Below are 26,149 nucleotides of genomic sequence, written 5' to 3' on the forward strand. Positions count from 1 at the left end.
CGCCGCGAGTACTCGCGCCCGTCCCGCCACCGCCGCGCCCGCGACTTCCAGAACCGCACAAATCATGTGCGGTTCCCTCCCGGTCGCTAAAAGAAATGATAGGGAATCTTCTCGCGGTTCAGCTTATATCTCCGGACAACTCGGTGACTTTGATCAAGCGGCGAGATAAACCCGCCAGATTTCAAGCGGGAAAGGTACTTTAATATCGTGTTGCGATGCAAGCCGAGAGCCACTGAGAGCTGAGAAGGCACGATTGGCGTCGTGGAACGGGAAGCGTGAACAATGATCCTTTTCTCGGTAGCGCACAACGCATCGAATTCGGCCGTTAAGTCGGCGCTGGCAGTGCCCAGCAGCTGTTGAAGCAACTGCTGGCACTGCCTCGGCTTGTCCCGGATCATCAAAAACGGAAAACGCATCACGAGCCAGCGATCCAGCACGAGATAGTTCTGGCGCATAAGTTCGTCTTCGAAATCTGCAGCGGAAATATGCAGGCGATGAGGACCGCGTCCGTCCAATTCGATGGCGATGCGCAGGCCATTCGTCACATACACGAAGTCAATATAACGATAACCATCTCTATAATCGATAGTCTCATGCTCGGGGACGAGGCCGGCGAACGAGTGGAAGGCAGGCCACCAAATGAAGCGGAGAAAATACAGAGATGCATGCGATAAGCCTGCGGCCAGCCTTGCGTCACGACGAGGAGAGGACGAACGCCATACTTGTTTCCACCAAGCGCTGAGCGCATTTTGAAAAGCAAGCTGGTTGTGCGCATCGGAAAAATGATGGGGCTCCGCAAACAAACGAAGCTGATTTAACATATTGTTCAACGCAGTGCGTTCGGAAACTGCCGTTTTCCCCATATTTATCCCTCCAAATTTACAATGAAAAAGCCGCCCGGCCAGGATCTAAAGACCCTAGCCGAACGGCATGTGCTTCACGCCAAAGTGATTAATAATAAAATACTGGAAGATGGGAAAGTTGGCAAGCGGAGATGTTGCTCTGGCGCCATTGACTTCCGATAGCGCCTGGGGCAGACTAGATGGACATCTGACAAACGAGGTTATATTCATCATGAAATTTTTCCGCAACTGGGCGCCGATTCTGATGCTCGCAATGCCGTCTTTATTTTCGTTCGCCACGCAGACGGTCACGGGCACCGTGAACCTCATTATGGTCGGGCATCTGGGCTTCGTCATCATCGCCGTCGTCGGCGTATCCAACATTATAATGTACAATGTGTTCGCCTTGTTCTCGGGCATCGGGCATACGGTCAACTATCTGGTCGCGCAAAATTACGGGGCCGGCGAGATGCGCAAGGGGATCGGCCGGACGTATCTGGCATTGATCGCAAGTCTCGGCATCGGCATCCTAATCGTGCTGGCGGGCCTGCTGGCAAGCGAAGCCGTGCTGAGGCTGACCGGGGGCTCGGCCAACATCGTCTCGGCCGGTGCGGACTATTTGGAGCTGCGCTTCTACGCAATGGCGTTCGGCATCATCAGCTTTGTGTTCCACGGCTTCTTCCGCGGCGTCGGCAACACGCGCATCTCCATGCTCGTGGCGATCGTCGCCAATCTGGTCATGATCGGACTGACCTACGGCTTCGTCAACGGGGCCATGGGCCTGCCCGAGCTCGGGGTCAAGGGAGCCGGCTGGGCGATTCTGATCGGCGAAGCGCTTCAGCTGCTGCTGTGCCTGATCGTCTTTTACGGTCCGTTGCACCGCAAGTTCGGCACGCGTTCGCTGCCGGCGCCGGACTGGCGGGAGCTGCGGCTCGTGGCGCAGGAGAGCGGCAAGCTCGGGCTCATGGAATTCTCGATGAGCGTGTCGATGTACATCTTCACGATGTTCGTCGCCCGCATCGGCGATGCGGCGCTCGCTGCGAACGAGGTGGCGCTGAACGTCATGTCGTTCGGCTTCATGCCGGCGTTCGCCTTCGGATCGACGGCGACCATCCTCGTCGGGCAGTTCATCGGGCGCGGCCGGCCCGGCGAGGCGCGCAGGGCGGGGACGGACACGGCGGTGCTGGGCAGCTTGTTCCTGCTGCTGCTGGGGACGGCGGAGCTGATCTGGGCGGTGCCGATCGCGCGTATGTTCAGCGACGATCCGCTCGTCTACGACACGGCGGCACGGCTGATCCAAGTGTCGGCCTATCTGCAAATATTCGACGGACTGTACAACTTTTACGCGGGCGGTCTGCGGGGGATCGGGGATACGACCTTCCTCATGCGCGCCTCGCTGGCGCTCAACTTCCTGCTGTTCGTGCCGCTCACGTACGTGTTCGTCCAGGTCGCGGACTGGGGCAGCATGGGCGCCTGGCTCGCGCTGTATACGTTCCTGACAGCACTCGGCATCACGGTCGCGATCCGCTATTACCGCACGGACTGGCATTCGGTGCGGCTGAAGGAAGCGCATGGCTGACGAATAGAGCACCAGAGGTCGGCAGGTGATGGAGTGCGGACCGGAGCCACAACAAAAAAGCACCTTTCCTGGCGAATCCGTCGCCCGGGAAGGTGCTTTTTCGTTATCCGTTGATGACCGTGCCGCCGTTGACGTGCAGCACCTGGCCGGTGACGTACGAAGAGTCCTCGCATGCCAGATAGACGTAGGCCGGCGCGAGCTCGTCCGGCTGTCCCGGCCGCTTCATCGGGCTGTCGGAGCCGAACTTGCCGACCTTCTGCTCGTCGAATGTCGACGGGATGAGCGGCGTCCAGATCGGACCGGGCGCGACGGCGTTCACGCGGATGCCCTTGTCCACGACATTGCCGGAGAGGGAGCGGGTGAAGGCGACGATCGCGCCTTTGGTCGAGCTGTAGTCGAGCAGCTCGGGGCTGCCGCGGTAGGCGGTGATCGACGTCGTGTTGATGATCGTCGCACCCTTCTTCAGATGCGGCATGGCCGCCTGCGTCAGATAGAACATGCCGAACACGTTCGTGCGGAACGTCTTCTCCAGCTGCTCCGGCGTGATATCCTCGATCGTCTTCTGCGGATGCTGTTCGGCGGCGTTGTTGACGAGCACATCGAGCTTGCCGAGCTGGGATATCGTCTCATCTACGGCCCGCTTGCAGAAGACGGGATCTCCGATATCGCCGTCCAGAATAACGCATTTGCGGCCTTCGGCTTCAATTTGCTTTTGCGTCTCGCGGGCGTCCGTGTATTCGCTCAGGTAGACGATCGCGACGTCCGCCCCTTCCTTGGCAAACGTGATGGCGACGGAGCGTCCGATACCGCTGTCGCCGCCCGTGATGAGCGCCACCTTGCCGAGCAGCTTGCCTGCCGCCTTGTAGGTCGGGGATTCGACCTCCGGCGCCGGATACATATCGCTCTGGATGCCGGGCTGCTGATCCTGATGCTGCGGCGGCAGATGGGAAGGACGGCTCGGCGTCTCGGTCGGGCTCGCCGTCTGGTTTGTTGGCGTCATGGTATGCGTCACTCCTTTTGTAGGGTTCTAGGAGTAAGTTAAACCAAATAACGCCCTTCTACGCATGTACAGGCGATTTTGAGCAGATTTTAAGCTTCCCGCGGAGACGAAGCGGACTACAAATTTTTGCGGGTCGTCTTGCCGCCGTCGCACGTATACAGCACGGGTTTGCCGTCGACGACCGTCTCCAGATGTACAGGCTTGCCCCAGAGCTTAACCAGAGACGGCAGCGTCCGCTCCGTATACTTGGCATCCAGCTCGACATCCTCGTAGCGGTGGCTGATGTAGAGCTCGCCGCTGCGATGGTAATCTCCGTCGGTGACGACCAGATACGGGAACCCCCCGTTCACCCGCGAATAAACGAGCTGATCCCGGACGTTTTCCCATTCCTTGTCGGTGATCGTCCAATCCGCGCCTTTTTTCTCGAACACGTACAGATCCAGATCCTCGGTCAGCTCCTTGGTCAAGTAATTGCGGATGAAGGAAGGGTCCGAATCCAGCTCCCGCACCTCGAACATCGCCTCGCGGCCGAAGCGCTTCTCGATATCCTCGAACATTTTGAGCCCCAGGTAATACGGGTTGAGCGAGCTGCGGGACGGCTGAACGACGGACGCGTTGAGCTTGGCGTATTCGATCGTCTCCTCCGAGGTGAGGGGCAGCTCGCGAATGATGCGCTGATGCCAGAACGTGGCCCAGCCCTCGTTCATAATCTTGGTCTCGATCTGCGGCCAGAAGTACAGCATCTCGTCGCGCAGCATGGACAGAATATCGCGCTGCCAATCTTCGAGGAAGGGGGCATATTCCTGCACGAACCAGAGAATGTCCTTCTCCGGCTCGGGCGGGAACTTGCGCAGCTCCGGCTTGTGATCCTGAATGCGCTGCCGCTCCGCGCGCTCCTCGTCGTCGAGCAGCCATATATCGTCGTACGGCGAGGCAGAGCCGGCCCGACGCCCGTTCCTTTCTTTCTGCTCCCGCTGCTGCAGCTCCATGTACCGCCGCTTGTCGAGTCCTTGCGGACGCACGACGCCCGGCTCGACATGCTCCTGAATCGCGAGCACCGCGTCGAGGAACTTCTCCACCTCCTCGCTCCCGTATTCCAGCTCATATTGGTTGATGCGTTCGGCCGTCGCGGACATGCTCTCGACCATATCGCGGTTGGAGGCGGAGAAGCGGGCGTTGTTCTTGAAAAAATCGCAGTGCGCGAGCACATGCGCCACGATCAGCTTGTTCTGGATCAGCGAGTTGCCGTCGAGCAGGAACGCGTAGCAGGGGTTGGAGTTGATGACGAGCTCGTAGATCTTGCTGAGGCCGAGGTCGTACTGCAGCTTCATCTTGTTAAACGTCTTGCCGAAGCTCCAGTGACTGAACCGGGTGGGCATGCCGTATGCGCCGAACGTATAGATGATGTCGGCCGGACAGATCTCGTAGCGCATCGGGTAAAAGTCGAGGCCGAAGCCGGAAGCGATCTCGGTAATCTCCGCGATCGCCGTCTCCAGCTGGCGCTGATATTCGATATGGGACATGGGCACGTACCCCCTCGGGATTGGCATGGCATGGATACTCCATGTATATGCGGGGAGGGGGCGCGTCTTGACTCGTTATGGCGGCTGTCCGATCGGAAAAGGCTACTTCGGGAGATGCGACGGTGACAAGGAGGGGCGGCGGCAGTCTAGCGAACAGGATCGCCGAGCGGCGCGCCGTCCCGGTCCAGCATCTGCATCGTGTAGTCCCGCGGGCTGCCTTCGACGACGGCGACCCAGAATCTGCCGTCCGAATTGCGTACGACGGTCGCGTCCACGCGACTGCCTCGTGGGTCCGTGAGCTGCACGGACTCGGCTTCCGGGTCCAGCATCTGGCCGGCGAACACGGAATAGTTGTCGTAGCCGAACGAATGGGAGACCAAGCCGCCCTTCGACAGCCCCGGTTCGTCCGCCTGCTCGGTGAACGAGGCCGTGCCGCGCAGCTGCCAATCCTGCGCTTCGCCTTCCTTGTCGTAGTAATCGGCGCCGAACAGATAGGAGCCGTCTTCGTGCCGGACCGTCCAGAATTCGAACCTGGCGCGCGTGCCCGCCTGCCGTTCCAGCAGCTTGTTGTGCGGGAATTCGATGTTCGGACCGAACTTGATCGAGACTGCCGGACCGTGTCCAATGGCAACCTGGGCGTTGTCGGACACAAGCGGGGCGGAGGAGAGGCCGTCGGCCGGGCTTGCCGCATGGACCGAATCGGCTTCCCGGCCCGGCTGCGCGGGTCGGGAGGAGAGGCCGTCGTAGCAGATCGCGCTCGCCGCCGCAACCGCAACGGTCAATCCCGCGACCGCAAGCCGTCGGCCCGTCTGACTTTTCGCCGGAGGCAGGGCCGCCCGCTCCCGGACGCTCGCCGCGAGCGATTCGGTAAAATGCCGCTCGCGCAGCGGTTCGCCCTTCAACTCGGCGTACCAATCAGGGTTGATAGGCTTCATGTTCGCTTTCCTCCTTTAATAGAGACTCCATGCGCCGTCTGGCGGCGAACAGCCGCGACTTGACGGTGCCCTCCGGAATCCGCTGCAGGTCCGCAATCTCCGCGACGGACAGCTCGTACTTGGCATGCAGCACCAGCGTCTCCCTCAGCTTTACCGGCAGGTCCATGACGCGCCGCCAGATCTCGCTCGTCGCCTCGCGTTCCAGGTAATCCTGCTCGGCGGATCTGCCGGGATGCCTCGGCGCCACGATGTCCATCAGCAGCGCCTTGCGGAAAAAAGCGGCGTTGCGATAGTTGAAGGCGACGTTGCGCGCGATCCGCAGCAGCCAGGTTTTCACGGACGATTCTTGGCGGAATCCGGAAAAATGCCGATACGCCCGAATAAACGTATCCTGGGCGATATCGTCGGCCATGGCGCGGTTTTTGACGAGAAAGTAGGCGTAATTCCATACATCCTGCCCATACCGGTCCATCAGCTCCCCGAGCATGGCCGGGTCCGGGTTGACCCGGAGCGCCAGGTGTTCTTTGTCCAATACTGATCACCTCGGGATATAGACAAGCGAGACGCCCGCCGGGTTCACTTCGTCTAGGAAATAATCGGTTGAACTGAGCAATTGCGTTAATCGGCGCGACTTGCTAGACTACTAGATAGAATGTATGTTCGGGAGGACGTTGACATTGTCCGCATTCTTATTCGAGCCAGCCAGGTACCCGGAGCAGCCGGGCGTATACATCATGAAGAATAACGAAGGCCGGATTCTGTACGTCGGCAAGTCCAAGTGCATCCGCGACCGGCTGCGCGCGTACTTCAACGGAGCGGACAAGCGCAGGCGCATTCCCGCGCTGACCGCCGAGATCGCCGAGATCGGCTTCATCGTCGTGAACAACGAGCACGAGAGTCTCATTCTCGAGAACAACCTCATTAAGATACATAAGCCGCCGTACAACCGGGCGCTGAAAAAGGACAACAGCGGCTACGCCTACCTGCAGCTGACGGAGGAGCCGCTGCCGCGGCTGATCGCGCATTACCGCGACCGGCGGGCGGTGCGCGAGGATGCCGCAGGCGCGGCTCGAACCGGCGGTTCGGGCGATGGGGCGGCCGCTCGCGGCGAGCTGGCGCGCGCGATCGCGGAGTCTTCGGCGGCCGCCGATGCGCGTCGAGCGGCGGGCAAGGGCCAGCCGCCGGCGCTTCCCGCCGAGGCGCGTCCCGCGGAGCGGTTCGGGCCGTTCGTGAGCAGCCGGTTCCGCGAGGCGGTCATCGCCTTCGTGACGGAGCACTACAAGCTCCGCACGTGCGCGACCCTGCCCAAGCGCGCCTGCCTTGAGTATCACCTCGGCAAGTGCAGCGGCGTCTGCGCCGGCCATATCTCGCACGAGGAATACCGGGAGACGGCGCGCGCGGCCGCCCGGCTGCTGTCGAGCGGCGGGGAGCGGCTGGTCGGCGCGATGTACCGCCAGATGGAGGAATATGCGGAGCGGCTCGCCTTCGAGAAGGCGGAGCATATGCTCCGCCATATCCGCATTCTGGAGCGGACGCCGGAGCGGCAGATCGTGGACCGGGAGGCCGAGGGTACGCAGGAGGCCGTATACTTCGGCGAGTCGGCCGTCTGCATCGCACAGTTGCACGACGGGATGCTGCACCGTATCGACTGCGTACCGTGGACGCGCGGCGAGACGGGATCTGCGGACTGCGACCGCTTCCTGATCGAGCGGTACAGGTCGCTGACGCGGCCGGACGAGATCATCGCCAGCGAGATCGGCGACGCCCGGCTGCTGCGCGCGGCGCTTCGCAGGCGCGGCCAGCCCCCGGTGCGAATTACCGTGCCGAGGCGCGGCGTGAAGCTGGATCTGCTCGGGCTGTGCCGCCGCAATCTGGAGGAGGCGGAGCGGTCCCGAGCCTGAATCGCACGACGGCATGCCGTTCGTGCGATTTGCATTTTTTTTGCGAATAGGCTTACTTGCAAGGGTCAAATGGTCATGTTACAACAGGTGGATAACGAAACGAATGCGATGCGGAGGAGAGACACGTGTCTGAACAGACCGAAGCACGGATCGGCGAGGCCGAGCGCCTCGCCGAGGTGATCAGGATCATTGACCGGAAGCTGCTGAAGGAGCTGTCCGTCCAAGGGGAGCGAAGGGGAGACGTCGTCGGCATCCGCCAGGAATTCTGGGACGATCTGGCGATCAACTTCTCCGACGAGACGGAGCTTGGGGAGACGTGGAGCAGCATCGTGCAGCAGGCCGAGCTGCTGGCCGAGCGCGAGCGGAGCCACCGGGTGGCGTCCGAAGCCGCCGAGCGGCTGGCGCGGCAGCACGACAATCCGTACTTCGCGCGCATCGACTTCGTCGAGCATGCGGTTGACGCGGGTCCCGGCGGGGAGCAGGAGCAGGCGGGCGCGGTCGCAGTGCCCGAGGTCATCTATATCGGCAGAGCGTCTCTCGTCGGCGAAGACGGAGAGACGTTCTACATTTATGACTGGCGCGCGCCGGTGTCGAGCCTGTTCTACGATCACGAGCCGGGCCCCGCAGCCTACGATACGCCGGGCGGCGAGATCGCGGGCGAGATGACGCTCAAGCGTCAGTTCGTCATCCGCGGCGGACGGCTGAGGCATATGTTCGACACGGACGAGACGATCGGCGACGACATTCTCCAGGCGGTGCTGTCGGAGAAGTCCGACACGTCGATGAAGAGCATCGTCGCGACGATCCAGAAGGAGCAGAACCGCATCATCCGCGACGAGCGTCACCGGCTGATCGTCGTGCAGGGCGCGGCGGGCAGCGGCAAGACGAGCGCCGCGCTGCAGCGGATCGCTTATTTATTGTACCGCTATCGGGACAGCCTGACGGCGGAGCAGATCGTACTCTTCTCGCCGAACCCGGTGTTCAAGGGATATATCTCCCGCGTGCTGCCGGATCTGGGCGAAGCCAATATGCGGCAGATGACCTTCCGGGAGCTGATCGAAGCCCGGCTCGGCCGCAGGTTCGAGGCGGAGGATCTGTTCGCGCAGACCGAGGATCTGGCCGCGACCGAGGGGACGCCGGCGGGCGAGGCGCGTGCGCGCGCGGTCCGCTACAAGGGCTCGCAGCATTTTTTCGAGACGATGGCCGCATATCTGACGCGCCTTAAGCAAGGCGGCGTCGTATTCCGCGTGCTCCGCTACAAAGGCGATACGATCGTATCCGCAGAGGAGATGAGCGAGCGCTTCTACGGCGAATATGCGGACGACGGCTTCGGCGACCGGCTGGCCAAGCTGCGCAGATGGCTCGGCGAGCGGCTGACGGCTTGGGTCGACAGCCAGCTCGAGGAGCCTTGGGTCGAAGAGGCCGCGGAGCTGCTGGAGGAGGAGGACATCCAGCGGGCATACGTGCAGGTGAGGCGCCGGGGCGGTTTCCACGACGGCGCATTCGACGACGAGGACCGGATGACGGAGCTGCTGCTCCGGCAGGCCGCGGAGCACGCGATCGCGCCGCTTCGGCGGGCGGTCAAGGGCTTCCGCTTCATGGACGCGGCCGCTACGTACACCCAGCTGTTCGTCAGCCGCACGCTGTTCACCGCCTGCGCGCCGGACGGACGGCTGCCCGAAGGCTGGGAATGGATGGCCCAGCGGCTCGAGGACAAGTTCGGGCGCAAGGAGCTCGATCACGAGGATGCGACGCCGCTGCTGTATCTGATGGAGGCGCTCGAGGGCTTCCGCAAGGTGGAGGGCGAGGTGCGCCATCTGTTCGTCGACGAGGCGCAGGACTATTCGCCGTTCCAGGCGGCGTATCTGCGCAGACGGTTCCCGCGCGCGCGGATGACGGTGCTCGGCGACTTCAATCAGGCGATCTACGCGCAGGCCGAGGACAGCGGCGGCTTCGGCGGCTGGACGCGTCTGGCCGATCCGGCCGACACGGCGATCTGGCGGCTCACGACGAGCTACCGGTCGACCCGGCCGATCGTCGAGCTGTCCATGCGCATCCTGCGGGCGGCGGATGCCGAGGGCATCCGGCCGTTCAACCGCGACGGCGAGGCGCCGCGGCTGATCCCGTGCCGCGACGGCGCGCAGCTGGCCGAGCTGGCGGCCGCGGACGTAGCCGCGCTGCTGGCGGAGGGCCATGGCACGATCGGCGTCATCGCGAAGACCGCGCAGGAAGCGGGCGACGCGGCGTCGCTGCTCAAGGAGCGGCTGTCCGAGGACGTGCCGATCACGCTCATCAGCGGCGGCTCGGCCAATCTGCCCAGAGGCGTGTCCGTCCTGCCCTCGTACCTGTCCAAGGGCATCGAGTTCGATGCGGTGCTCGTATGGGACGCTTCGGCGGAGCGGTACGGGCAGGAGCGGCACCGCAAGCTGCTGTACACGGTGAGCACGCGGGCGCTTCACGTGCTGCACATTTATTATACGGGCGAGCTGTCGCCCTACTTGGCCTGACTCCCGGCGCGCGGTCGGTGAGGGGCGCGGGCAAGGGCGATAAGACCCGGGGATGCAGTCGGTGAGCTTAGACTGTTCACGGCCGGGTCTGGAATATGAGGAGGAGCATACATGCGGGAAACGATAGACAAGGACATCGACCGGACGATGGGAGAGGCGCGCAGCGTGCTGAAGCGGTTTTTCGGCTACGACGAATTCCGCCGGGGGCAGGAGGAGCTGATCGAGGCGATCATGAGCGGCCGCGACGTCCTCGGCGTCATGCCGACCGGCGCGGGCAAGTCGATCTGCTACCAGGTGCCTGCGCTCCTGATGCCGGGCGTCACGATCGTCGTATCGCCGCTCATCTCGCTCATGAAGGACCAGGTCGACGCCTTGAGCGCGGCCGGCATCGAGGCGACGCTCATCAACAGCACGCTGTCGGCCAAGGAGACGAACGACCGGCTGCGCGATATTTATTACGGACACTACAAGCTCGTATACGTCGCGCCGGAGCGGCTCGAGTCGGAGCGGTTCCGCGGCATGCTGCGCCATATCCAGGTGCCGCTCGTCGCCGTCGACGAGGCGCACTGCGTCTCGCAGTGGGGACACGACTTCCGGCCGAGCTACATGGGCATCTCGCGCATGCTGCAGGACATCGAGCCGCGCCCGGTGATGGCGGCCTTCACCGCGACGGCGACCGACGTCGTGAAGGACGACATCGTCGATCGGCTGAAGCTGGCGTCTCCGGCCCGCGTCACGACGGGCTACGCGCGCGAGAACCTGTCGCTGTCGGTCGTCAAAAACGCGGACAAGCGCGACTATCTCGTCCGCTATATCCGCGAACGCGCGGGTCAGTCCGGCATCATCTATGCGGCGACGCGGCGGGAGGTCGAGGGGCTGGCGGGATATTTGTCCTCGCTGGGGCTCGCTGCCGGCATGTACCATGCGGGCCTGCCGGAGGAGGAGCGCGCACGCACGCAGGAGGCGTTCATCCGCGACGATCTGCAGCTGATCGTGGCGACCAACGCGTTTGGCATGGGCATCGACAAGTCCAACGTGCGCTACGTCGTGCACTTCAATATGCCTAAGAATCTGGAGGCGTATTACCAGGAGGCGGGCCGCGCGGGCCGGGACGGCGAGCCCGGAGAGTGCGTCATGCTGTTCTCCGCGCAGGACGTCGTGACGCAGAAGTTTTTCATCGAGCGGAGCGAGGCGGACGACGAGCGCAAACGCAACGATTATCGGCTGCTGAACGATATGGTGGAATACGCGCATACGTCGGACTGCCTGCAGCGGGCGATCGTGCGGTACTTCGGCGAGGACGGCGGCGAGCCGTGCGGCAGATGCAGCAGCTGCAACGACGAGCGCGAGCTGCGCGACGTCACCGAGCAGGCGAAGCTGGTATTCGCCTGCGTGTCGGCGATGAAGCAGCGGTTCGGCATCACGCTCACGGCGAAGGTGCTGCGCGGCGCGAGCGATGCCAAGGTGCGGCAGTTCGGCTTCGACAGCTTGCCCTGGTACGGCAGGCTCGGGAGCATGTCGGAAAAGGAAATCGTCCAGCTCATCCACGGACTGGTTGCGGACGGGTATCTCAAGCTGACGGACAGCCAGTATCCGGTCGTGCAGCTGGCGGCCAAAGTTCGCGGCGTGATGAGCGAGGGCGAGCTGGTGCATCAGCGGGTCGAGCCGCAGCAGAGCGGACGGTCCGGCGGCGGGAGCCGATCGTCTTCGCGCGCTGCGGGCGGCGCGGCCGCGCTGTCCGGCGAGGACGCGGAGCTGTTCGAGCGGCTGCGCGAAGTCCGCAAGCAGCTCGCGACGCGCGAAGGCGTGCCGCCGTTCATCATCTTCGGCGATGCCACGCTGCGCGAGATGTGCACGCTGCGGCCGACGAGCGAGCAGGAGATGCGCCGGGTGAAGGGCGTCGGCGACGCCAAGCTCGACAAGTACGGCGAGGCGTTCGCGGAGGCGATCCGGGCGTTTGGCGAGCGCTGAGCATGCGCGGGAGCATGAGCGGATCTGCATCAGCGAGTGCATAAAAGAGCCGTCAGGGCGATTGTCCCTGACGGCTTCTTTGTTGTCAGACGCGCCGTAGTGCCGGCGCTTCAGCGGCCGGTCGCGCCGACGGACAGCGCGCCGTAGCGATACATCGTCGACCGCACCGTGTCCGACTTGTGTGCGGGACACTGCACGATGACGGTCACCTCCGGCGCGACGGTGGCCGCGAACGGGCTCGGCCGGCCGGCCTGTCTGATGCGCTTCAGGCCGTAGCCCAGGCCGAAGCCGGCAACGGTGCCGGCAAGCCCCCAGACGATCGGCCCCCACGCAAGGCCGAAGCCGGCCGCCGCGCCGATGACGGCGCACGCTGTCGCCCATGCCATGCCGACCTCGATCGCGTCGCTTTCTCTCGTACTGCCGGCTTGCTCCACGAGCAGCTTCATGCCGACGGTCATAATATGCCGGCGTTCGATGCCGGCCTGCTCGATGGATGCCAAGGCTTGTTCCAGATCGATCGAATTCGTGAAGCACCCGATCAGCAGCATGAATGATTACCCCGATTCTGCGAATATCTCGATCTCTGACCTTCCGTATTTTTTCTCCAGATGCATGTGCTGCTCTTCCCGGAACAGCTTGTTCTGCTCGATCGTTCCTCTATATGCATGATAAGCAGCCCCGCCGAGGGCGGAGGGCATAAACATCAGCCAATGCGCCGACAGCATCGTTGTCGAGCGTGCTGCAGAACCGTACAGCAGCTCGATCGTCGCTCCGAACACATTCGACATGCCGATATATGTCCACCACCAGAACATGATGTAGAAGGCCAGGCAGAAGCGTTGGTTGTAAAGCTGGCCGAGCCCCGGGAACAGCAACGAATAAAAGAGGCCCGTACGCGGATTTTTCCGTTCGATATACTGCACCTCAAGCGGATGGATCAGCATCCGGGACAGCGGCTGCCGCTCGAATCGGGACAACGATCTGAGACTCCCCTGGAGACGCGCCGACCGGCTGCTGTCCCAGATGGCGAACAAATAGATGACAATGTAGCCGAATACCCATTTCTCCTGCAGCACGTACCGTGCATCGTCGAATCTGCCGCAAAAAGTAAACACGATCGCATCGTTGAGCCGGCACAGCCTGTTGATGGCGATCTCCGTCAACGTGAGCAATATGCCCCGTGCGTACTGATTGATGATGAAGTGTCCGAAGCCGGGAAAAGCCGCCGACCACCAGGCGACCATCGCGGGTCTGGGTACGGAAGCGTACGTAACTCCGAACAGGCTGAGACGATAGAAAGGGTAGCGGGCTTGCAGCGAATTGTTTTTCATGGTCTTAGTTTGCAAATTCTTACAATAATTATTCACATCTGACAATCGGAGTACGGCGCAAAAAAATTGGTTATACTTGGCACCGTAATGTATATCGGACCGCTGACAGATCGGACGGCCACAACGAAAAGCAGGCGGTGACATTAATATGAGCGACGATCGGCCCGCGAACCAGCCCGCGGATCAATCCGTGAACCAGCCCCCGGATCAATCCGCGGATTCGGCTGCCGGCGATGCCGCGAACCGGGCGCCCGCTTTTTCACCGCGTCTGACGGACAACACCGCGCAGCTGCGCCGGATGCTCGGAAATGCAAACGACTTGCTGATCAGCGAGCATCGCACAGCCGGCGGCATACAGTATGCCGTCGTATGTATCGACGGCTTGTCCAATCGCATGCTGATCCAGGAATATATGCTGGAGGCGCTGATTGACTCGGAAGCGCCCGACTTGCAGCTGCCCGTGCAGGAGATGCGGATGACCAGCAGCTTTGACGAAGCGGTCATCGGGATACTGTCAGGGGATTCGGCCGTGCTCAGGGAAGGCTGCGCAGCTGCGTGGGTCGTCGGCACGAAGGGCTGGAGCACCAGGGCGGTCGAAGAGCCGCAGACCGAGGCTTTGATACGCGGGCCGCGGGCCGGGTTCACCGAGGATTTCCGAACCAATACGGCGCTCATCCGGCGGAGGCTGCGGGACCCGAATCTGCGCTTCGAGACGATGCAGCTCGGCAGACGCTCGCGCACGGACATCGCCATCGTGTATGTAGAGGGCATCGTCAACGATAAGATCCTGCAGGAGGTTCGCCGCAGAATCAGGACGATCGATGTGGACGATGTCACCGGCTCGGGGTTTGTAGAGCAATGGTTGACGGATCATTTCCTGTCGCCCTTCCCTCAGATCATGAGCACCGAACGGCCGGACAAAGTGACGGCCGCGCTCCTGCAAGGCAAAGTCGGCATCGTGATCGACAATACGCCGTTTCAGCTGATTTTGCCGATGACGTTTTTTTCTTTTTTTCACTCGCCCGAGGATTACTACCAGAACTGGCTCATTACGACGGTCATTCGCATCATGCGCTTCGGTGCGGCCTTTCTGGCGACCTTTTTGCCGGCCTTTTATATCGCGCTGCTGGAGTACCATCATGGCATGCTGCCTTCGGAGCTTGCATTCTCGATAGCCGGCTCCAGGGAAGGGGTGCCTTTTCCTGCGGTCGTCGAGGCGTTCGCCATGGAGGCGACGCTTGAGCTGCTGCGCGAAGCGGGCATTCGTCTGCCCAAGCCGATCGGTCAGACGATCGGCATCGTCGGCGGGCTGGTCATCGGGGAAGCGGCGGTTCGAGCCGGCGTCGTGAGTCCGATCATGGTTATCATCGTGGCGATTACGGCGATATCGTCCTTTTCGCTGCCGTCCTATGCGTTCGCGATATCGCTGCGGATGGTCAGGTTTGCAGTCATGCTGTCTGCAGCGCTGTTCGGGCTGTACGGCATCGTGCTGTCCTACATTATTTTGAACATACATATCGCCAACCTGATGAGCTTCGGAATTCCTTATTCGACGCCGTTTGCGCCGACGTTCCTGTCCGATTGGAAGGATCTGATCTTGCGCGCGCCCGTCCGGCTGATCACTTCGCGGCCTGACATGATGAAGACGAAGGACAAGCACCGCATGAAAAACAAGTAAAGGCGGCCTCGGCATGGATACATTCGAGTATGGCGACGACAAGATCGGCTCCCGCGAGGTCGCGATGACGATATCGTCGATCATGATCGGGGTCGGCATTCTCACGCTGCCCAGACTGCTGGCGAAGGACACCGGGTCCTCGGACGGCTGGATATCGATCCTGGCCGCCGGCTTCATCGCAGCTATGTGCGGCCTCGTCATCTGCAGACTGGTCAGCCGATTTCAGGGCGATTCGTTCCACCAGTTTGCGACGCGGTTGACGGCAAGACCGATCGCGTCGTTGCTGTCCTCGATTTACGGATTGTATTTTTTGCTGTACCTCTCCTTCGAGGTCCGGTCGATCGCCCGCATCTCCAAGATGTACTTGTTCGAGAATACGCCGATTGCGTTTATTTCCGTTGCCTTTTTGTTTGTGATCGTGTACGCGGTGTCGGGCACGACGGCGGCGATTATTCGGCTGAATACGATGTTCTGCCGATCGTGCTGCTCATTACGATCATTGTATTGCTGTTCGGCATGCAACTGGTGGACGTCGAGAATCTGAAGCCGATGCTGATCACCGGACCGGCTCGTCTTGCCGTAGGCACGAAGGATGTGACGTTCGCGCTCCTGGGCTTCGAGGTGCTGTTGTTCTATGCGCCGCTATTGAGGCCGGCCGTGCGCACGGAGAAGGCGATGCTGATCGGCATCGCGATTTCGGTGGCGATGTATTTGGCGACCTATATATATGCGATCGGCATATTTACCAGCAAAGGGACCGAGCAGATCATTTATCCGACCGTAGAGATCGCAAAGGAGGTACGGCTGCCCGGCCAGTTTTTCGAACGGCTGGAATCGATTTTTTTTACCGTCTGGATCATGACGATATTCAATACGTCCAGCATGGCGATGGAAGCCAGCGTATCCTGCCTGAAGGCTGTATTCCCTAAGCCCGGCAAGCGGGGCTGGATCTGGATTCTCTGTCCTGCCGCCTATCTGTTAAGCCTGCTGCCCAAAAACGAGCCGCAGTACGACCAACTGGGGACGATCGTCAGCTACATCGGTTACGGAACGGCCGCACTCATCCCGATCGGCCTGCTGCTGCTGGCCCGGATGAAGGGAGTGGCCAAGGATGGCTGAGCGGCGATGGCTGTGCGGGCTCGCAGCGCTCGTGCTCGCAGCCTTGAGCCTCACGGGCTGCTGGGACCGGATCGAGATCAACAATCGGGGTTTCGTCGTGGGCGTGTCCGTAGACGAGGCGCCGCAGAAGGAAGACGGAGAAGGGCAGGGGACGTCGCCGCCTTTTCGACTATGCTACCAGCTGGTCGTGCCGGGCGGTCAGACAGGCGGCTCGGATTCGTCCAAAGGAAGCATCGGTTATTCGAATCTTTGCGCCGAGGCGGCCAATCTGTCGGCTTTCCATCAGTACGCGACCGACAAGCTCAGCCGGCCTCCCTTCTACGATCATCTGAAAGTCGTGGTCATCTCCGATAAGGTGGCGAAGCAGGGGCACAGCTTTTCCGATGCGCTGGACTTTTTTCTCCGCAGCGCGAATGTCCGCAGATCGATCAAGATTCTGGTCGCCCGCGGCCAGGCCTCGAACAGCCTGAATGCCAAATCTCCGAACGAGGACCTGCCGGCGAGCGACCTGGAGAATATCTCCGGTACCGGGAGCAGTCTGGACAAGCCGCCGGCATCCACGATCGGCTACATCCACGAGCGTCTCATGAACGAGACGAGCTTCGTCGTCCAGTCGCTGGCGTCCGAGGGCGAATCCATCCGCTTCTCCGGCTGTGCGATCTTCGACGGCCGGACCAACCGCCACGTCGGGGCGCTGGATGCGAGGCAGACGATCGGCCGCAATCTGATGCTCGGCTTCCCCGTGCACGGAACCTTGGGCATCAAGTCCGGCGCTTCGGTCGTATCGTTCAGCTTTTATGACATACGCAGGCGCCTGCACGCCGACGTGCGCGATCCGCAGCGCATCGTATTCGATGTGGCGGTCAGCGTCACCGTCTCCGTGGGAGAGGTCACGGGACCTCAGCTCGATCTGTCCGACAGTGCCATGATCGCGCGGCTTCAGGCCGATGCGAAGGCCGAGATCGAAGCGATGATCGACGACACTGTAACTGCGGTCCGGCGCGATATCCGCAAGGACGCGCTTGGGCTGGGCGAGTTTCTGAAAAGAAACCATTACCGGACATGGAGGAAGATCGCGGGCAACTGGGATGAAGGAGACGAGCTGATGTCGCGGTGCGTCGTCAATGTCCATGCCAATGTCAGCATCCGGCAGATCGGTATCGTCGATATGTCGCAGCGAATCTAGCGGCACGGAAGGAGGGAAGCGGGGATGAATCTGACAGCTGCGAATATAATCGGCCTGCTTCTCTGTGTCGTCTTTCCCTACATGGCTTATCGCATGAATCGGTATCTGCACGACAAATCCGATCCGTCGTGGAAAAAGAAAAAGTAGTCATGACCGCAGCGCGAATCGGTCCTCAATCGTATTGCCCGAGCCGTCCGTCTCGACTACAATTGGGATAGCTAGAGGGGAAGCGAGGGAAGGACAGCATTGAAAAAAACGGCAAGCGGCCTGCTGGCCGCCGCCCTCATGCTGGCGTCTGTCGGATGCAGTCCGGCGACCGTGAAGGATACGTCGGCACAGGTCGCGGCAGACCGTATCGAGTGGGCGTTCACACAGGCGGATCAGCATCCGGAGGAGCGCCTCATCTCAGTCATTCGGGGCGCGGAGCGGACGCTGGACATCGCCATATACAGCCTTACATACCCGGGGATTGTGGGTGCGATCCGCGATGCGGCCAAGCGCGGCGTCGTCGTGCGGCTGCTCACGGATCGCATCCAATCCGCCGGCAAGACGCAGAAGGAAGCGCTCAAGCTGCTGGGCAGCGCGGGCGTGCCGATCAAGATCAACCGACACAGCGGACTCATGCATCTGAAGCTGACGGTAGCCGACCGGTCGGTCGCGACGACCGGTTCCTTCAATTATTCCAAGGCGGCGAGCACGACGAACGACGAGATGCTGGTCGTGATCCGGGATTCAGGTATCGCCTCGGCGTTCGCGGACGCCTTCGACAGCGCGTGGGAGGACCGGGACGGCTACGAGCCGCTGACGGCCTCGATCGCCGAGCCCGATTCGCCGTCCTCGGCCGGGGCATCCGCAGATGGCCAGGGGGAGAGCGGCGAATCGGACGAAGCGCCGGCCGCCTGCGAGACGCCGCGAATCAAGGGCAATATCAACTCCCGCGGCGACAAGCTCTATCATGTGCCCGGGGGCGCGAGCTACGAGCGTACGAAGCCCGAGGCATGGTTCTGCAGCGAGGCCGAGGCCAAGGCGGCGGGCTATCGCAAGGCTGCAGGCTGATAGGCTGATACGACAATCATAAACGTATGGGAGCGGGGATCGAGACGATGAAGTATTCGCTGTGCATCGGCGCCTATCCGGGCGAGGACGAGGTATATCATTTGGAAAAGGTAAAGACGCTTGATTTTCACGGCCTCGAGTATTACGCATGGTGGCAGCTCGAGGATATCAAGCGTACGGTCAGAGCGCAGGAGCGGTTGGGCGTCGGCATCGTCGCGACCTGCACGCCGTTCATCAGCCTCGTAGACGAATCTCTCCGGGACGACTATCTGGACGGCATCCGCAGGACGATCGAAGCCTGCAGCAAGCTCGGCACCCGCTCCATCATCTCCCAGACCGGCAACGAGCTGGATGGCGTGCCTCGGGAGACGCAGCAGCGGACGATGGTCGAGACGCTGAGGCGGGCGGCGCCGCTGCTCGAGGCGGCGGATATCGTGCTCGAGCTGGAGCCGCTGAACGGACTGGTCGATCACAGAGGCCACTACTTGCAGCGGTCGGACGAGGCGGCGGACATTGTGGACAAGGTCGGGAGCAGCCATGTGAAGCTCGTGTTCGACGTGTACCACCAGCAGATTACCGAGGGCAACGTCATCCGCAATGCGCTCGAATATCGCCACCGCATCAATCATTATCATATCGCGGACAATCCCGGCCGCAACCAGCCCGGCACAGGCGAGCTCAACTACGTCAACATTTTGAAGGCGATCAAGGATTCCGGCTTCGACGGCTACATCGGCCTCGAATGCGGCTTTACGATCGATCCCGACGACGCGATCGAACAATTCCATGAAGAAGTAATCGCGCGAATCGGGTAATATTTATTAACATCAGCGCATAGCGCCCCCGCAGTTGGCTATTCTAGCCATCGGGGGTGTTTTTTTTGCTGATCGACTGGCTCTGGATGGGTGGGAGCCTCCTGCTGCTCCTCCTGCTGCTGATCCGCTGCGTTCCGGGCGACAGGCTGCGGGAGATGTATGCGACGCTGTTCACCATGCAAGGCATCAAGTGGCTGATCGGAGTCGTCAAGGCAGAGCTGCAGCTGGAGACTTATCCGGTGCGCTTGTTCCCGCATGCGACGCGGCTGGACTTCCTGACCGAGTTCGCGATCTGCCCGTCGATCGCCGTCTTGTACATCATGCTCGTGCCGGCGCGCCCGCTTCCCGTCCAGCTTGCTTCTGTTGTCGGCATCGCCGGTTTGTTCGCGGCATGGAACTTGCTGATGACAGAATTCACTAGCCTGCAGCGTTATATTCATTGGAGCGCTTGGGCCGACTTTGCCACTATACTGGTCCTGCTGCCCCTTGTCAGAGCGCTCGTGAATTGGATCATGGCCGCTCCGCGCCGGCAGGAAGGAGACGCGCATGATTCCGGATCGTCTGGTTGAAGCGGGCGTGTGGGTAGTTGCCCTCCTGCTGCTCATCGTATTTGTTCCTGCCGACAAGCGAAGGGAAGCCGCGCTCAGCATCGTTTTCATGCAATTTATCGCCTGGATTTTGGGTCTCCTCGCCGTCGAGATGAACCTTCTAAGCTATCCTGTCCGTTTTTTTTCCATGGCGAACAGCGCGAGCTTCACCTTCGAGTTTTGCGCATTACCCATCGTCGGCGCGCTCTACAATGTGAATTTTCCCACGAGCAGTGCGCCATGGCGTCGTTGGGCCTATGCGGCGGCCTTCCCGACTGCGCTTACGGCGATTGAATATCCGATCGAACGGTACACCGAATTGGTCGAATATATCCATTGGCATTTGAGCTGGACTTGGGTTAGCGAGTTTGTCGTGCTGATCGGCTGCCGAATGTTTTATGACTGGTTCTATCGCCGCCGGCCCCTCGTTTTGTAATCTCCGTAGTATTGGCTTGCAGACGATCGGGCAAAATGGATAGGTGTGCCAGAGTAGGGCGAAAGAGGTGAGTCGATTGGGCGGGAGCATAAACGCAAATCAAGCGGGAGACCAGCCTGCCGATGCGAAGCCGACGGCCTCACTGGTTCTTCAGGAGCTGACCGACTGTCTGGATGCCGTTCATCAGTGTTTGGAGGGCAACGGCGGGGAGATCGTCTACATCGCGACGCTCGTCGATACGAGTCTGCTGCTGCGCGATTTGATCCGTCCGCTGACAGGCGCGGAGCCTTCCGAGCTACGTACGAAGCTGGGCGCGGCTCCATACCGCTTGACCAAGGACATGAACAGCTGTCTGTCGGGCATTACGAACGGGGCCGTAGCGATTTTTGCCGGCGAAGACGCCTACCTGCTGGATCTATCCAAAAAAATCGGCAGGACGATCGAGCAGACGGAGACGGAGACGCTCATCACAGGCCCGCATGACGGCTTCGTAGAAAGCCTGGACGAAAATCTGGGCGTCATCCGCAGGCGGCTGCGCAGTGCCAAGCTGAAGTCGGTCGGCTTCGAAGCGGGGGAGATCTCCAAAACCCAGATTGTCATGCTCTATATCGAAGGCATCGTTAATATGGAGTTCGTGACCTTGCTTAGCGAACGGATCCGAAGCATCGAGATCGACGGCGTGTCCGACTCCAATATGCTCGTCCAATTGATCGACGAGAATCCCAACTCCGTGTTCCCGCAATATTTGACGACCGAACGGCCGGACGCCGTCGTCTCGAAGCTTCTGGGCGGCCGCATTGCCGTGCTTATGGACGGCAGCCCCAGCGCTTTTATCAGTCCGACCTCGTTTCTGGAGTTTTTCGCGTCGCCGGACGACTACTACCAGCGCTGGCCGATCGGGACGGGCCTTCGTGTGCTCCGGCTTATCGGTTTTATTATTACGATTTGCTTTACGGCATTTTATGTGTCGGTTACGACGTTTCATTATGAGCTGATCCCGCACACGATGCTGCTTAATCTCGCCGAGTCGCGCAGCAAAGTGCCGTTTCCCCCGCTGATCGAGGCGCTGCTCATGGAGACGACGATCGAGCTGCTTCGCGAAGCCGGCGCCCGTCTGCCGACCAAGATCGGACAGACGATCGGCATCGTCGGCGGTATCGTCATCGGTCAGGCTGCCGTTCAGGCAGGATTCACCAGCAATATTTTGATCATTGCGGTAGCGACGTCCGCCATCGCTTCGTTCGTCATACCGAGCTACATCATGAGCGCGTCGATCCGGCTGATCCGCTTCGGTCTGATTGTTTTGGCCGGCTTGCTCGGCAATCTGGGACTGTTCATGGGCATCGGGCTGATGGTCATTCATATGGCCGGCATTACCAATCTGGGTACTTCCTATCTGTCGCCGATCGCGCCCATGAGGCCCTCCGATTTATTGGATACGCTGATTCGCGGGCCGTTCTGGGCGCTCAAGACGAGGCCGACGCTCAGCCGTTCGCCCAATCAGGTACGGACGAGACCCAAGCAGTGAGGGAAGTGTGTTCGATTGCGGGAGAAGCTGAATGTGCTGCACATTGCGCTCCTATTGTTTATGATCGAGTCGGACGTCGCGGTATTTATTTTGCCACGATTGACGGCCGCCAATTTCGGGACGAACGGCTGGCTCGGTTTTATCGCATTGTCGCTTGTGGCCGCATTTAATATTTTTATGTACCGGATCGTATACCGGATGGGCGGGGGCAGATCCGTCTTCGATATTGCCGAAGCGGCCGCGCCCAGAGCTGTGCTGTATCCCTTTTATGCCGCCCTGGCCCTGCTTTGGCTGGGGCTGGGCGCATTTATCGGCAAGACATATGTTTTAATTTTCCAGATGCTATCCTTTCAGAATAGTCAGCCCATGCTTATTTATGTGCTGTACTGCGTGCTGGTGCTGACGCTGCTCACCAAAAGCCTTTATTCGATCGCCAAGGCGTCCACCGTGTTTTTTTTCATGGCGTCGTGGCTGGTGCTGCTCCTGCCGTATTTTTTTAAGAGCTGGAGTGCGGTGCGGTTTACGACCTCTTTTTTTCAGGGCGCCGTGGAAGGCCACCATCTCGGCGGATTTCTTGAAGTATTCGCCGCATTTATCGGCTACGAGCTGTGTATGTTTCTTTTTCCGCATACCGATGCCAAGAGCAAGCTGTTTACGGGCGTTTTCGTTGGACATTTCCTGTTCACGGCCGTCAATTTGCTGGCCATGGTGATGTGCTTCGGTTTTTTCAGCTTCGAAGAGATCAAGCGGCTGGAGTTCCCGATCATATACATGCACGAGTTCGTCGAACTGTCCTTTCTGAACCGCGTGGACAGTCTCGTATATCCTTTCTTTTCGTTTTATAGCCTGATCTCGACCGTCATGTTCGGGTACGCGGCATTGAAGAGCATCGGCCGCATGCTGCCGAAGGTGTCCGATCGGCGACTGGCGCTGCCCGTGACCGGCGCCATCTTTTTGCTGGGCTTTATACCGAGCATTTTCAGGGAGGCCGGGACTTGGCTGAAGCTTGTGTTTACGATCGAGACGGGAGTTGCCTTCGGTATGCCGCTAATTCTGATCGTCATGCTGAAGCTCGGCAAAAAAGCGAAAGGAGCGTAGACGGATGCGTGCGGCAAAAGGTATCGGGATATTGCTGATCGCAGCGATGCTTGGGGGATGCACCGACCAGAAGGTGCTGGAGAAAATCGGATTTACTAGGACGATCTTCATCGATTCCGCCGATGGGGACAAAGACAAGATCAACGTCACCATCAGCATCCCCAAAACCAATCAGAGCGAGTCGATCGTCTATTCGAACGTGGCGCGCACGTTCAAGCAAGCGAAGGTGTACTTCGATATGCAAAATGACCGCCGGGTGGTGCTGGGGCAGCTGCGGCAGATACTGTTCGGAGGAAACTTGGCGCGCAAAGGCGTATGGCCGCATCTGGAATCGATATTCAGGGACCCTTCCGTCGGCATTCGTACGCATGTGATCTTGCTGGAGGGCGATATCGATAAACTCTCTACCCGGAAATACACGCAAGGCGGGACGATGGGCGAGTATCTCGACAACCTGGTCCGCACCGACCCGACGAGCCGTGGCGTGTACGACACAAGCATACATACGTTTCTCAGAGATTACTACGATGACGGGATCGAACCGCTGGCCAACATCATTAAAGGGACGGCAAACGGTTTGATGGTCGACGGCGTCGCCCTGTTCGTCGGCGACCGGTACGTGGCCAAAGTACCGTCCGACGACGCCATGTACTTTGCCATGCTTCGTGCAAATTTGAAATATGGGACCCTGGTCATGGAAGAGGTCGATACGGCCAAGGAATCCGTGCCCGCCTCGCTGTCGAATGTCGTGAGCAAGAGGAGCATCCGGATCAAGTCTGTGCCGGACCGGCGATCCGGGAAGCCCGCCGAAGCTGTCCTCGAGCTGAAGATCAGAGGGTCCCTGCTCGAATACTACGGTCATGAATCGCTTAATGTGGCCGCCAACCAGCGTTCTCTCGAGGTGGCGATGGAGAAATATGTCGGCGGCCGGTGCGAACGATTGATTCGATTGATGCAAGCGGCGCATTCGGATGCGATCGGCTTCGGTCAGCGTGTGCGCAACAAGATGGACTACCAATCGTGGAAGCGCCTGAATTGGAGCGAAGAATTCCCGCGGGCGGACATCAAGGTCAGCATCGATCTGGATATTAAAGATTTTGGCAGTCTGGCCGAGTCTTGATTCGGGACGGAAAAGTGTGAGGGAAATCATTGTGTCTCCCGTGCGAATGTGGCACCCTTAGAGGGAAGCAAACGTTACATAGCGAGGGGGAATCATGATGCAGCTCCATTATGCGCCGCCGGCGGATCAAATCATCGAATTGATCGGCCGCATCTATCGCTTCGGCATGACGACTACATCGGGGGGCAATTTATCTTTTCGGGACGACAACGGCGATGTCTGGATCACGCCGGCCGGCGTGGACAAAGGCTCGCTGCGCCGCGAGGATATCGTATGCGTCAAGGCGGACGGCAGCATCGCCGGGCTGCACAGGCCATCGAGCGAGCTGCCCTTTCATCAGGCGATCTACAGGGCCAGGCCGGACCTGCGCGCCGTCGTCCACGCGCATCCGCCGGCGCTCGTATCGTTCAGCATCGTGCGCAGAGCGCCGAACGTGGACATGCTGCCCGGAGAGCGCGAGATTTGCGGCGAGGTCGGGATCGCTCCCTATGCGCTGCCGGGGAGCGCGCTGCTCGGCGACAACATCGCCTCCGTCTTCGCGGAGGGCAAGCACTGCGTCATGCTCGAGAACCATGGCGTCGTCGTGGGCGGCGCCTCGCTCGCCGCGGCATACCAAGCGTTCGAGACGCTCGAGTTTTGCGCCCGCATGGAGATTCAGGCGGCGCGGATCGGCAGCCCGCGCAGCCTGACCGCAGCGCAGCAGGCGCTCGCGTCCGGCGGCGCCGGCAGCCTGCCTGCGCTCGGGGAGGAGCCCCGCGCCATGCCGACCGCCGAGCTGGAGGCCCGCCGCCAGATGTGCGCATTTATCCATCGCGCCTACGACCAGCGCCTGTTCACGAGCACGCAGGGCACCTTCTCCGTCAAGCTCGACGATGCGTCCTTCCTCATCACGCCGCATGGGCTGGACCGCAAATACCTGGAGCCCCGGCATCTGGTGCTGATCCGGGACGGCGCCGCAGAAGCCGGCAAGCAGCCGAGCCGGTCCGTGCTGCTCCATCAGGCGATCTACGCCCGGCAGCCGCATGTGCGATCGGTGCTGGTCGCCCACTCGCCGTATACGATGGCGTTCGCGCTCACGGACATGCAGTTCGAGTCGAAGACGATTCCCGAAGCCTACATTCTGCTGCGCGGGATGCCGAAGCTGCCGTTCGAGGCCGTCTACGAGGCGGTCGAGCTGACGGCGGCCCGCTTCACGCCGGATGTGCCGCTCGCGCTCGTCGACAACAATTGCGTGATCGCGACGGGGAGCAGCCTGCTCAATGCATTCGATCGGCTCGAGGTGGCGGAGTACAGCGCCAAGTCGATTATCGAAGCGGCCGGGCTGGGCGCGATCGTGCATATGGACGATGCCAGCATTCGCGATATCGAGCGCGCTTTTCATTTATAGACAGGTTGTTTGTTTCCGAGTAGCGGCCCGTGTCCGCAGCAAGCCCGAATCGCAGCTGTTATGCGGTTCGGGCTTATTTGCGATATGTCATGCCGTGCTCAGAGTAGCGATGTGCGACATTATTATTTTCTCGAAAACCGGTCCCGCGCTAGGAATAGCGATGTGCGACATTCTTATTTGCTCGAAAACCAGCCCCACGCTCAGAATAGCGATGTGCGGCATCCTTATTTGCTCGAAAACCGGTCCCACGCTCAGAATAGCGATGTGCGGCATCCTTATTTTCTCGAAAACCGGTCCCGCGCTCAGAATAGCGATATGCGGCATTCTTATTTTCTCGAAAACCGGTCCCGCGCTCAGAATAGCGATGTGCGGCATCCTTATTTTCTCGAAAACCGGCCCCACGCTCAGAATAGCGATGTGCGGCATTCTTACTTTCTCGAAAACCGGTCCCACGCTCAGAATAGCGATGTGCGGCATTCTTATTTTTCATGTTCGATATTTTGATTTACATCTGACTCATTTATGTTGAAATATTAATCTTCCACATTTA

23 protein-coding genes and 1 pseudogene are annotated in these 26,149 nt (G+C 60.6%); 16 read left to right on the forward strand and 8 right to left on the reverse strand.

The genetic code is table 11. The features are described 5' to 3' along the window. Positions 1 to 86: 86 nt before the first annotated feature. Positions 87 to 863: a DNA-binding response regulator gene (locus VQ071_RS21425; RefSeq protein WP_340516280.1), complete on the reverse strand. Its 777-nt coding sequence runs from the start codon at positions 861 to 863 to the stop codon at positions 87 to 89. 211 nt (positions 864 to 1,074) lie between these two features. On the opposite strand from VQ071_RS21425, the gene VQ071_RS21430 reads away from it, so the two are divergent. Beyond that, a complete protein-coding gene (locus VQ071_RS21430; RefSeq protein WP_340516281.1) occupies positions 1,075 to 2,421 on the forward strand; it encodes an MATE family efflux transporter in 1,347 nt (448 codons plus the stop codon). Between the two features lie 103 nt (positions 2,422 to 2,524). Here the strand turns inward: VQ071_RS21430 and VQ071_RS21435 are convergent, their stop codons facing one another. From VQ071_RS21435 to VQ071_RS21450, 4 genes are all read right to left on the reverse strand, one after another. Then, complete coding sequence (locus VQ071_RS21435; RefSeq protein ID WP_340516282.1) at positions 2,525 to 3,421, reverse strand: SDR family oxidoreductase; 897 nt, start codon at positions 3,419 to 3,421, stop codon at positions 2,525 to 2,527. Positions 3,422 to 3,537: 116 nt separating this feature from the next. Beyond that, positions 3,538 to 4,944: a SpoVR family protein gene (locus VQ071_RS21440; protein WP_340516283.1), complete on the reverse strand. Its 1,407-nt coding sequence runs from the start codon at positions 4,942 to 4,944 to the stop codon at positions 3,538 to 3,540. Positions 4,945 to 5,090: 146 nt separating this feature from the next. Next, entirely contained in the window at positions 5,091 to 5,879 is a 789-nt protein-coding gene (locus VQ071_RS21445; protein ID WP_340516284.1) for a hypothetical protein, read from the reverse strand. Next, positions 5,860 to 6,411 (reverse strand): sigma-70 family RNA polymerase sigma factor, encoded by a 552-nt coding sequence (locus tag VQ071_RS21450; protein WP_340516285.1) that lies wholly within the window; start codon positions 6,409 to 6,411, stop codon positions 5,860 to 5,862. The genes VQ071_RS21445 and VQ071_RS21450 overlap by 20 nt, the downstream gene beginning before the upstream one ends. Positions 6,412 to 6,556: 145 nt before the next feature. Here VQ071_RS21450 and VQ071_RS21455 point away from each other — a divergent pair, with 145 nt between their 5' ends. The 3 genes from VQ071_RS21455 (at position 6,557) to recQ (ending at position 12,258) form a co-directional block, all read left to right on the forward strand. After that, positions 6,557 to 7,780, forward strand: a complete 1,224-nt coding sequence (locus tag VQ071_RS21455; protein WP_340516286.1) for a GIY-YIG nuclease family protein — start codon at positions 6,557 to 6,559, stop codon at positions 7,778 to 7,780. A gap of 125 nt (positions 7,781 to 7,905) precedes the next feature. Then, entirely contained in the window at positions 7,906 to 10,287 is a 2,382-nt protein-coding gene (gene helD / locus VQ071_RS21460; protein ID WP_340516287.1) for an RNA polymerase recycling motor HelD, read from the forward strand. Positions 10,288 to 10,398: 111 nt separating this feature from the next. After that, positions 10,399 to 12,258, forward strand: coding sequence for a DNA helicase RecQ (recQ, locus tag VQ071_RS21465; protein ID WP_340516288.1), 1,860 nt, complete (start codon positions 10,399 to 10,401; stop codon positions 12,256 to 12,258). A 110-nt stretch (positions 12,259 to 12,368) separates the two neighbouring features. Here recQ and VQ071_RS21470 read toward each other — a convergent pair whose 3' ends face one another. Together VQ071_RS21470 and VQ071_RS21475 are read right to left on the reverse strand one after the other, a co-directional pair. Next, positions 12,369 to 12,806 (reverse strand): hypothetical protein, encoded by a 438-nt coding sequence (locus VQ071_RS21470; RefSeq protein WP_340516289.1) that lies wholly within the window; start codon positions 12,804 to 12,806, stop codon positions 12,369 to 12,371. 6 nt (positions 12,807 to 12,812) lie between these two features. Then, positions 12,813 to 13,589, reverse strand: coding sequence for a hypothetical protein (locus VQ071_RS21475; protein WP_340516290.1), 777 nt, complete (start codon positions 13,587 to 13,589; stop codon positions 12,813 to 12,815). Between the two features lie 148 nt (positions 13,590 to 13,737). On the opposite strand from VQ071_RS21475, the gene VQ071_RS21480 reads away from it, so the two are divergent. The 12 genes and pseudogenes from VQ071_RS21480 (at position 13,738) to VQ071_RS21535 (ending at position 25,599) form a co-directional block, all read left to right on the forward strand. Then, positions 13,738 to 15,267: a spore germination protein gene (locus VQ071_RS21480; protein WP_340516291.1), complete on the forward strand. Its 1,530-nt coding sequence runs from the start codon at positions 13,738 to 13,740 to the stop codon at positions 15,265 to 15,267. Between the two features lie 82 nt (positions 15,268 to 15,349). Continuing rightward, positions 15,350 to 16,386: pseudogene (locus tag VQ071_RS21485) on the forward strand (GerAB/ArcD/ProY family transporter). Next, positions 16,379 to 17,572: a Ger(x)C family spore germination protein gene (locus tag VQ071_RS21490; RefSeq protein WP_340516292.1), complete on the forward strand. Its 1,194-nt coding sequence runs from the start codon at positions 16,379 to 16,381 to the stop codon at positions 17,570 to 17,572. Before VQ071_RS21485 ends, VQ071_RS21490 begins: the two are co-directional and overlap by 8 nt. Before the next feature lie 24 nt (positions 17,573 to 17,596). Beyond that, positions 17,597 to 17,719 carry a hypothetical protein gene (locus tag VQ071_RS21495; protein ID WP_340516293.1) on the forward strand — a complete coding sequence of 41 codons (123 nt, stop codon included), beginning with the start codon at positions 17,597 to 17,599 and terminating at the stop codon, positions 17,717 to 17,719. A 99-nt stretch (positions 17,720 to 17,818) separates the two neighbouring features. Further along, positions 17,819 to 18,628, forward strand: a complete 810-nt coding sequence (locus VQ071_RS21500; RefSeq protein WP_340516294.1) for a phospholipase D-like domain-containing protein — start codon at positions 17,819 to 17,821, stop codon at positions 18,626 to 18,628. Positions 18,629 to 18,675: 47 nt separating this feature from the next. Further along, entirely contained in the window at positions 18,676 to 19,443 is a 768-nt protein-coding gene (locus tag VQ071_RS21505) for a TIM barrel protein (RefSeq protein ID WP_340516295.1), read from the forward strand. A 65-nt stretch (positions 19,444 to 19,508) separates the two neighbouring features. Then, positions 19,509 to 20,012, forward strand: coding sequence for a CBO0543 family protein (locus tag VQ071_RS21510; RefSeq protein ID WP_340516296.1), 504 nt, complete (start codon positions 19,509 to 19,511; stop codon positions 20,010 to 20,012). After that, positions 19,990 to 20,466, forward strand: coding sequence for a CBO0543 family protein (locus VQ071_RS21515; protein ID WP_340516297.1), 477 nt, complete (start codon positions 19,990 to 19,992; stop codon positions 20,464 to 20,466). Before VQ071_RS21510 ends, VQ071_RS21515 begins: the two co-directional genes overlap by 23 nt. 67 nt (positions 20,467 to 20,533) lie before the next feature. Then, the gene (locus VQ071_RS21520) at positions 20,534 to 21,994 is read left to right on the forward strand and encodes a spore germination protein (protein ID WP_445293324.1); all 1,461 of its coding nucleotides are present in this window, start codon (positions 20,534 to 20,536) and stop codon (positions 21,992 to 21,994) included. Between the two features lie 15 nt (positions 21,995 to 22,009). Beyond that, the gene (locus VQ071_RS21525; protein WP_340516299.1) at positions 22,010 to 23,092 is read left to right on the forward strand and encodes a GerAB/ArcD/ProY family transporter; all 1,083 of its coding nucleotides are present in this window, start codon (positions 22,010 to 22,012) and stop codon (positions 23,090 to 23,092) included. A 4-nt stretch (positions 23,093 to 23,096) separates the two neighbouring features. Continuing rightward, positions 23,097 to 24,212 carry a Ger(x)C family spore germination protein gene (locus VQ071_RS21530; protein WP_340516300.1) on the forward strand — a complete coding sequence of 372 codons (1,116 nt, stop codon included), beginning with the start codon at positions 23,097 to 23,099 and terminating at the stop codon, positions 24,210 to 24,212. Between the two features lie 97 nt (positions 24,213 to 24,309). After that, positions 24,310 to 25,599: a class II aldolase/adducin family protein gene (locus tag VQ071_RS21535; RefSeq protein WP_340516301.1), complete on the forward strand. Its 1,290-nt coding sequence runs from the start codon at positions 24,310 to 24,312 to the stop codon at positions 25,597 to 25,599. An 87-nt stretch (positions 25,600 to 25,686) separates the two neighbouring features. Here the strand turns inward: VQ071_RS21535 and VQ071_RS21540 are convergent, their stop codons facing one another. Beyond that, positions 25,687 to 26,076: a hypothetical protein gene (locus VQ071_RS21540; protein ID WP_340516302.1), complete on the reverse strand. Its 390-nt coding sequence runs from the start codon at positions 26,074 to 26,076 to the stop codon at positions 25,687 to 25,689. Between the last annotated feature and the right edge of the window lie 73 nt (positions 26,077 to 26,149).

It is taken from the genome of Cohnella sp. 56 (assembly GCF_037963805.1).
Classification (GTDB): Bacteria; Bacillota; Bacilli; order Paenibacillales; family Paenibacillaceae; genus Cohnella.

What these genes read in the sequence shown, in the direction of transcription:
- VQ071_RS21425 (WP_340516280.1), bottom strand. Translation starts at nt 863, where the DNA reads ATGGGGAAAACGGCAGTTTCCGAACGCACTGCGTTGAACAATATGTTA.
- VQ071_RS21430 (WP_340516281.1), top strand. Translation starts at nt 1,075, where the DNA reads ATGAAATTTTTCCGCAACTGGGCGCCGATTCTGATGCTCGCAATGCCG.
- VQ071_RS21435 (WP_340516282.1), bottom strand. Translation starts at nt 3,421, where the DNA reads ATGACGCCAACAAACCAGACGGCGAGCCCGACCGAGACGCCGAGCCGT.
- VQ071_RS21440 (WP_340516283.1), bottom strand. Translation starts at nt 4,944, where the DNA reads ATGTCCCATATCGAATATCAGCGCCAGCTGGAGACGGCGATCGCGGAG.
- VQ071_RS21445 (WP_340516284.1), bottom strand. Translation starts at nt 5,879, where the DNA reads ATGAAGCCTATCAACCCTGATTGGTACGCCGAGTTGAAGGGCGAACCG.
- recQ (WP_340516288.1), top strand. Translation starts at nt 10,399, where the DNA reads ATGCGGGAAACGATAGACAAGGACATCGACCGGACGATGGGAGAGGCG.
- VQ071_RS21470 (WP_340516289.1), bottom strand. Translation starts at nt 12,806, where the DNA reads ATGCTGCTGATCGGGTGCTTCACGAATTCGATCGATCTGGAACAAGCC.
- VQ071_RS21475 (WP_340516290.1), bottom strand. Translation starts at nt 13,589, where the DNA reads ATGAAAAACAATTCGCTGCAAGCCCGCTACCCTTTCTATCGTCTCAGC.
- VQ071_RS21480 (WP_340516291.1), top strand. Translation starts at nt 13,738, where the DNA reads ATGAGCGACGATCGGCCCGCGAACCAGCCCGCGGATCAATCCGTGAAC.
- VQ071_RS21490 (WP_340516292.1), top strand. Translation starts at nt 16,379, where the DNA reads ATGGCTGAGCGGCGATGGCTGTGCGGGCTCGCAGCGCTCGTGCTCGCA.
- VQ071_RS21495 (WP_340516293.1), top strand. Translation starts at nt 17,597, where the DNA reads ATGAATCTGACAGCTGCGAATATAATCGGCCTGCTTCTCTGTGTCGTC.
- VQ071_RS21505 (WP_340516295.1), top strand. Translation starts at nt 18,676, where the DNA reads ATGAAGTATTCGCTGTGCATCGGCGCCTATCCGGGCGAGGACGAGGTA.
- VQ071_RS21515 (WP_340516297.1), top strand. Translation starts at nt 19,990, where the DNA reads ATGATTCCGGATCGTCTGGTTGAAGCGGGCGTGTGGGTAGTTGCCCTC.
- VQ071_RS21530 (WP_340516300.1), top strand. Translation starts at nt 23,097, where the DNA reads ATGCGTGCGGCAAAAGGTATCGGGATATTGCTGATCGCAGCGATGCTT.
- VQ071_RS21535 (WP_340516301.1), top strand. Translation starts at nt 24,310, where the DNA reads ATGCAGCTCCATTATGCGCCGCCGGCGGATCAAATCATCGAATTGATC.
- VQ071_RS21540 (WP_340516302.1), bottom strand. Translation starts at nt 26,076, where the DNA reads ATGCCGCACATCGCTATTCTGAGCGTGGGACCGGTTTTCGAGAAAGTA.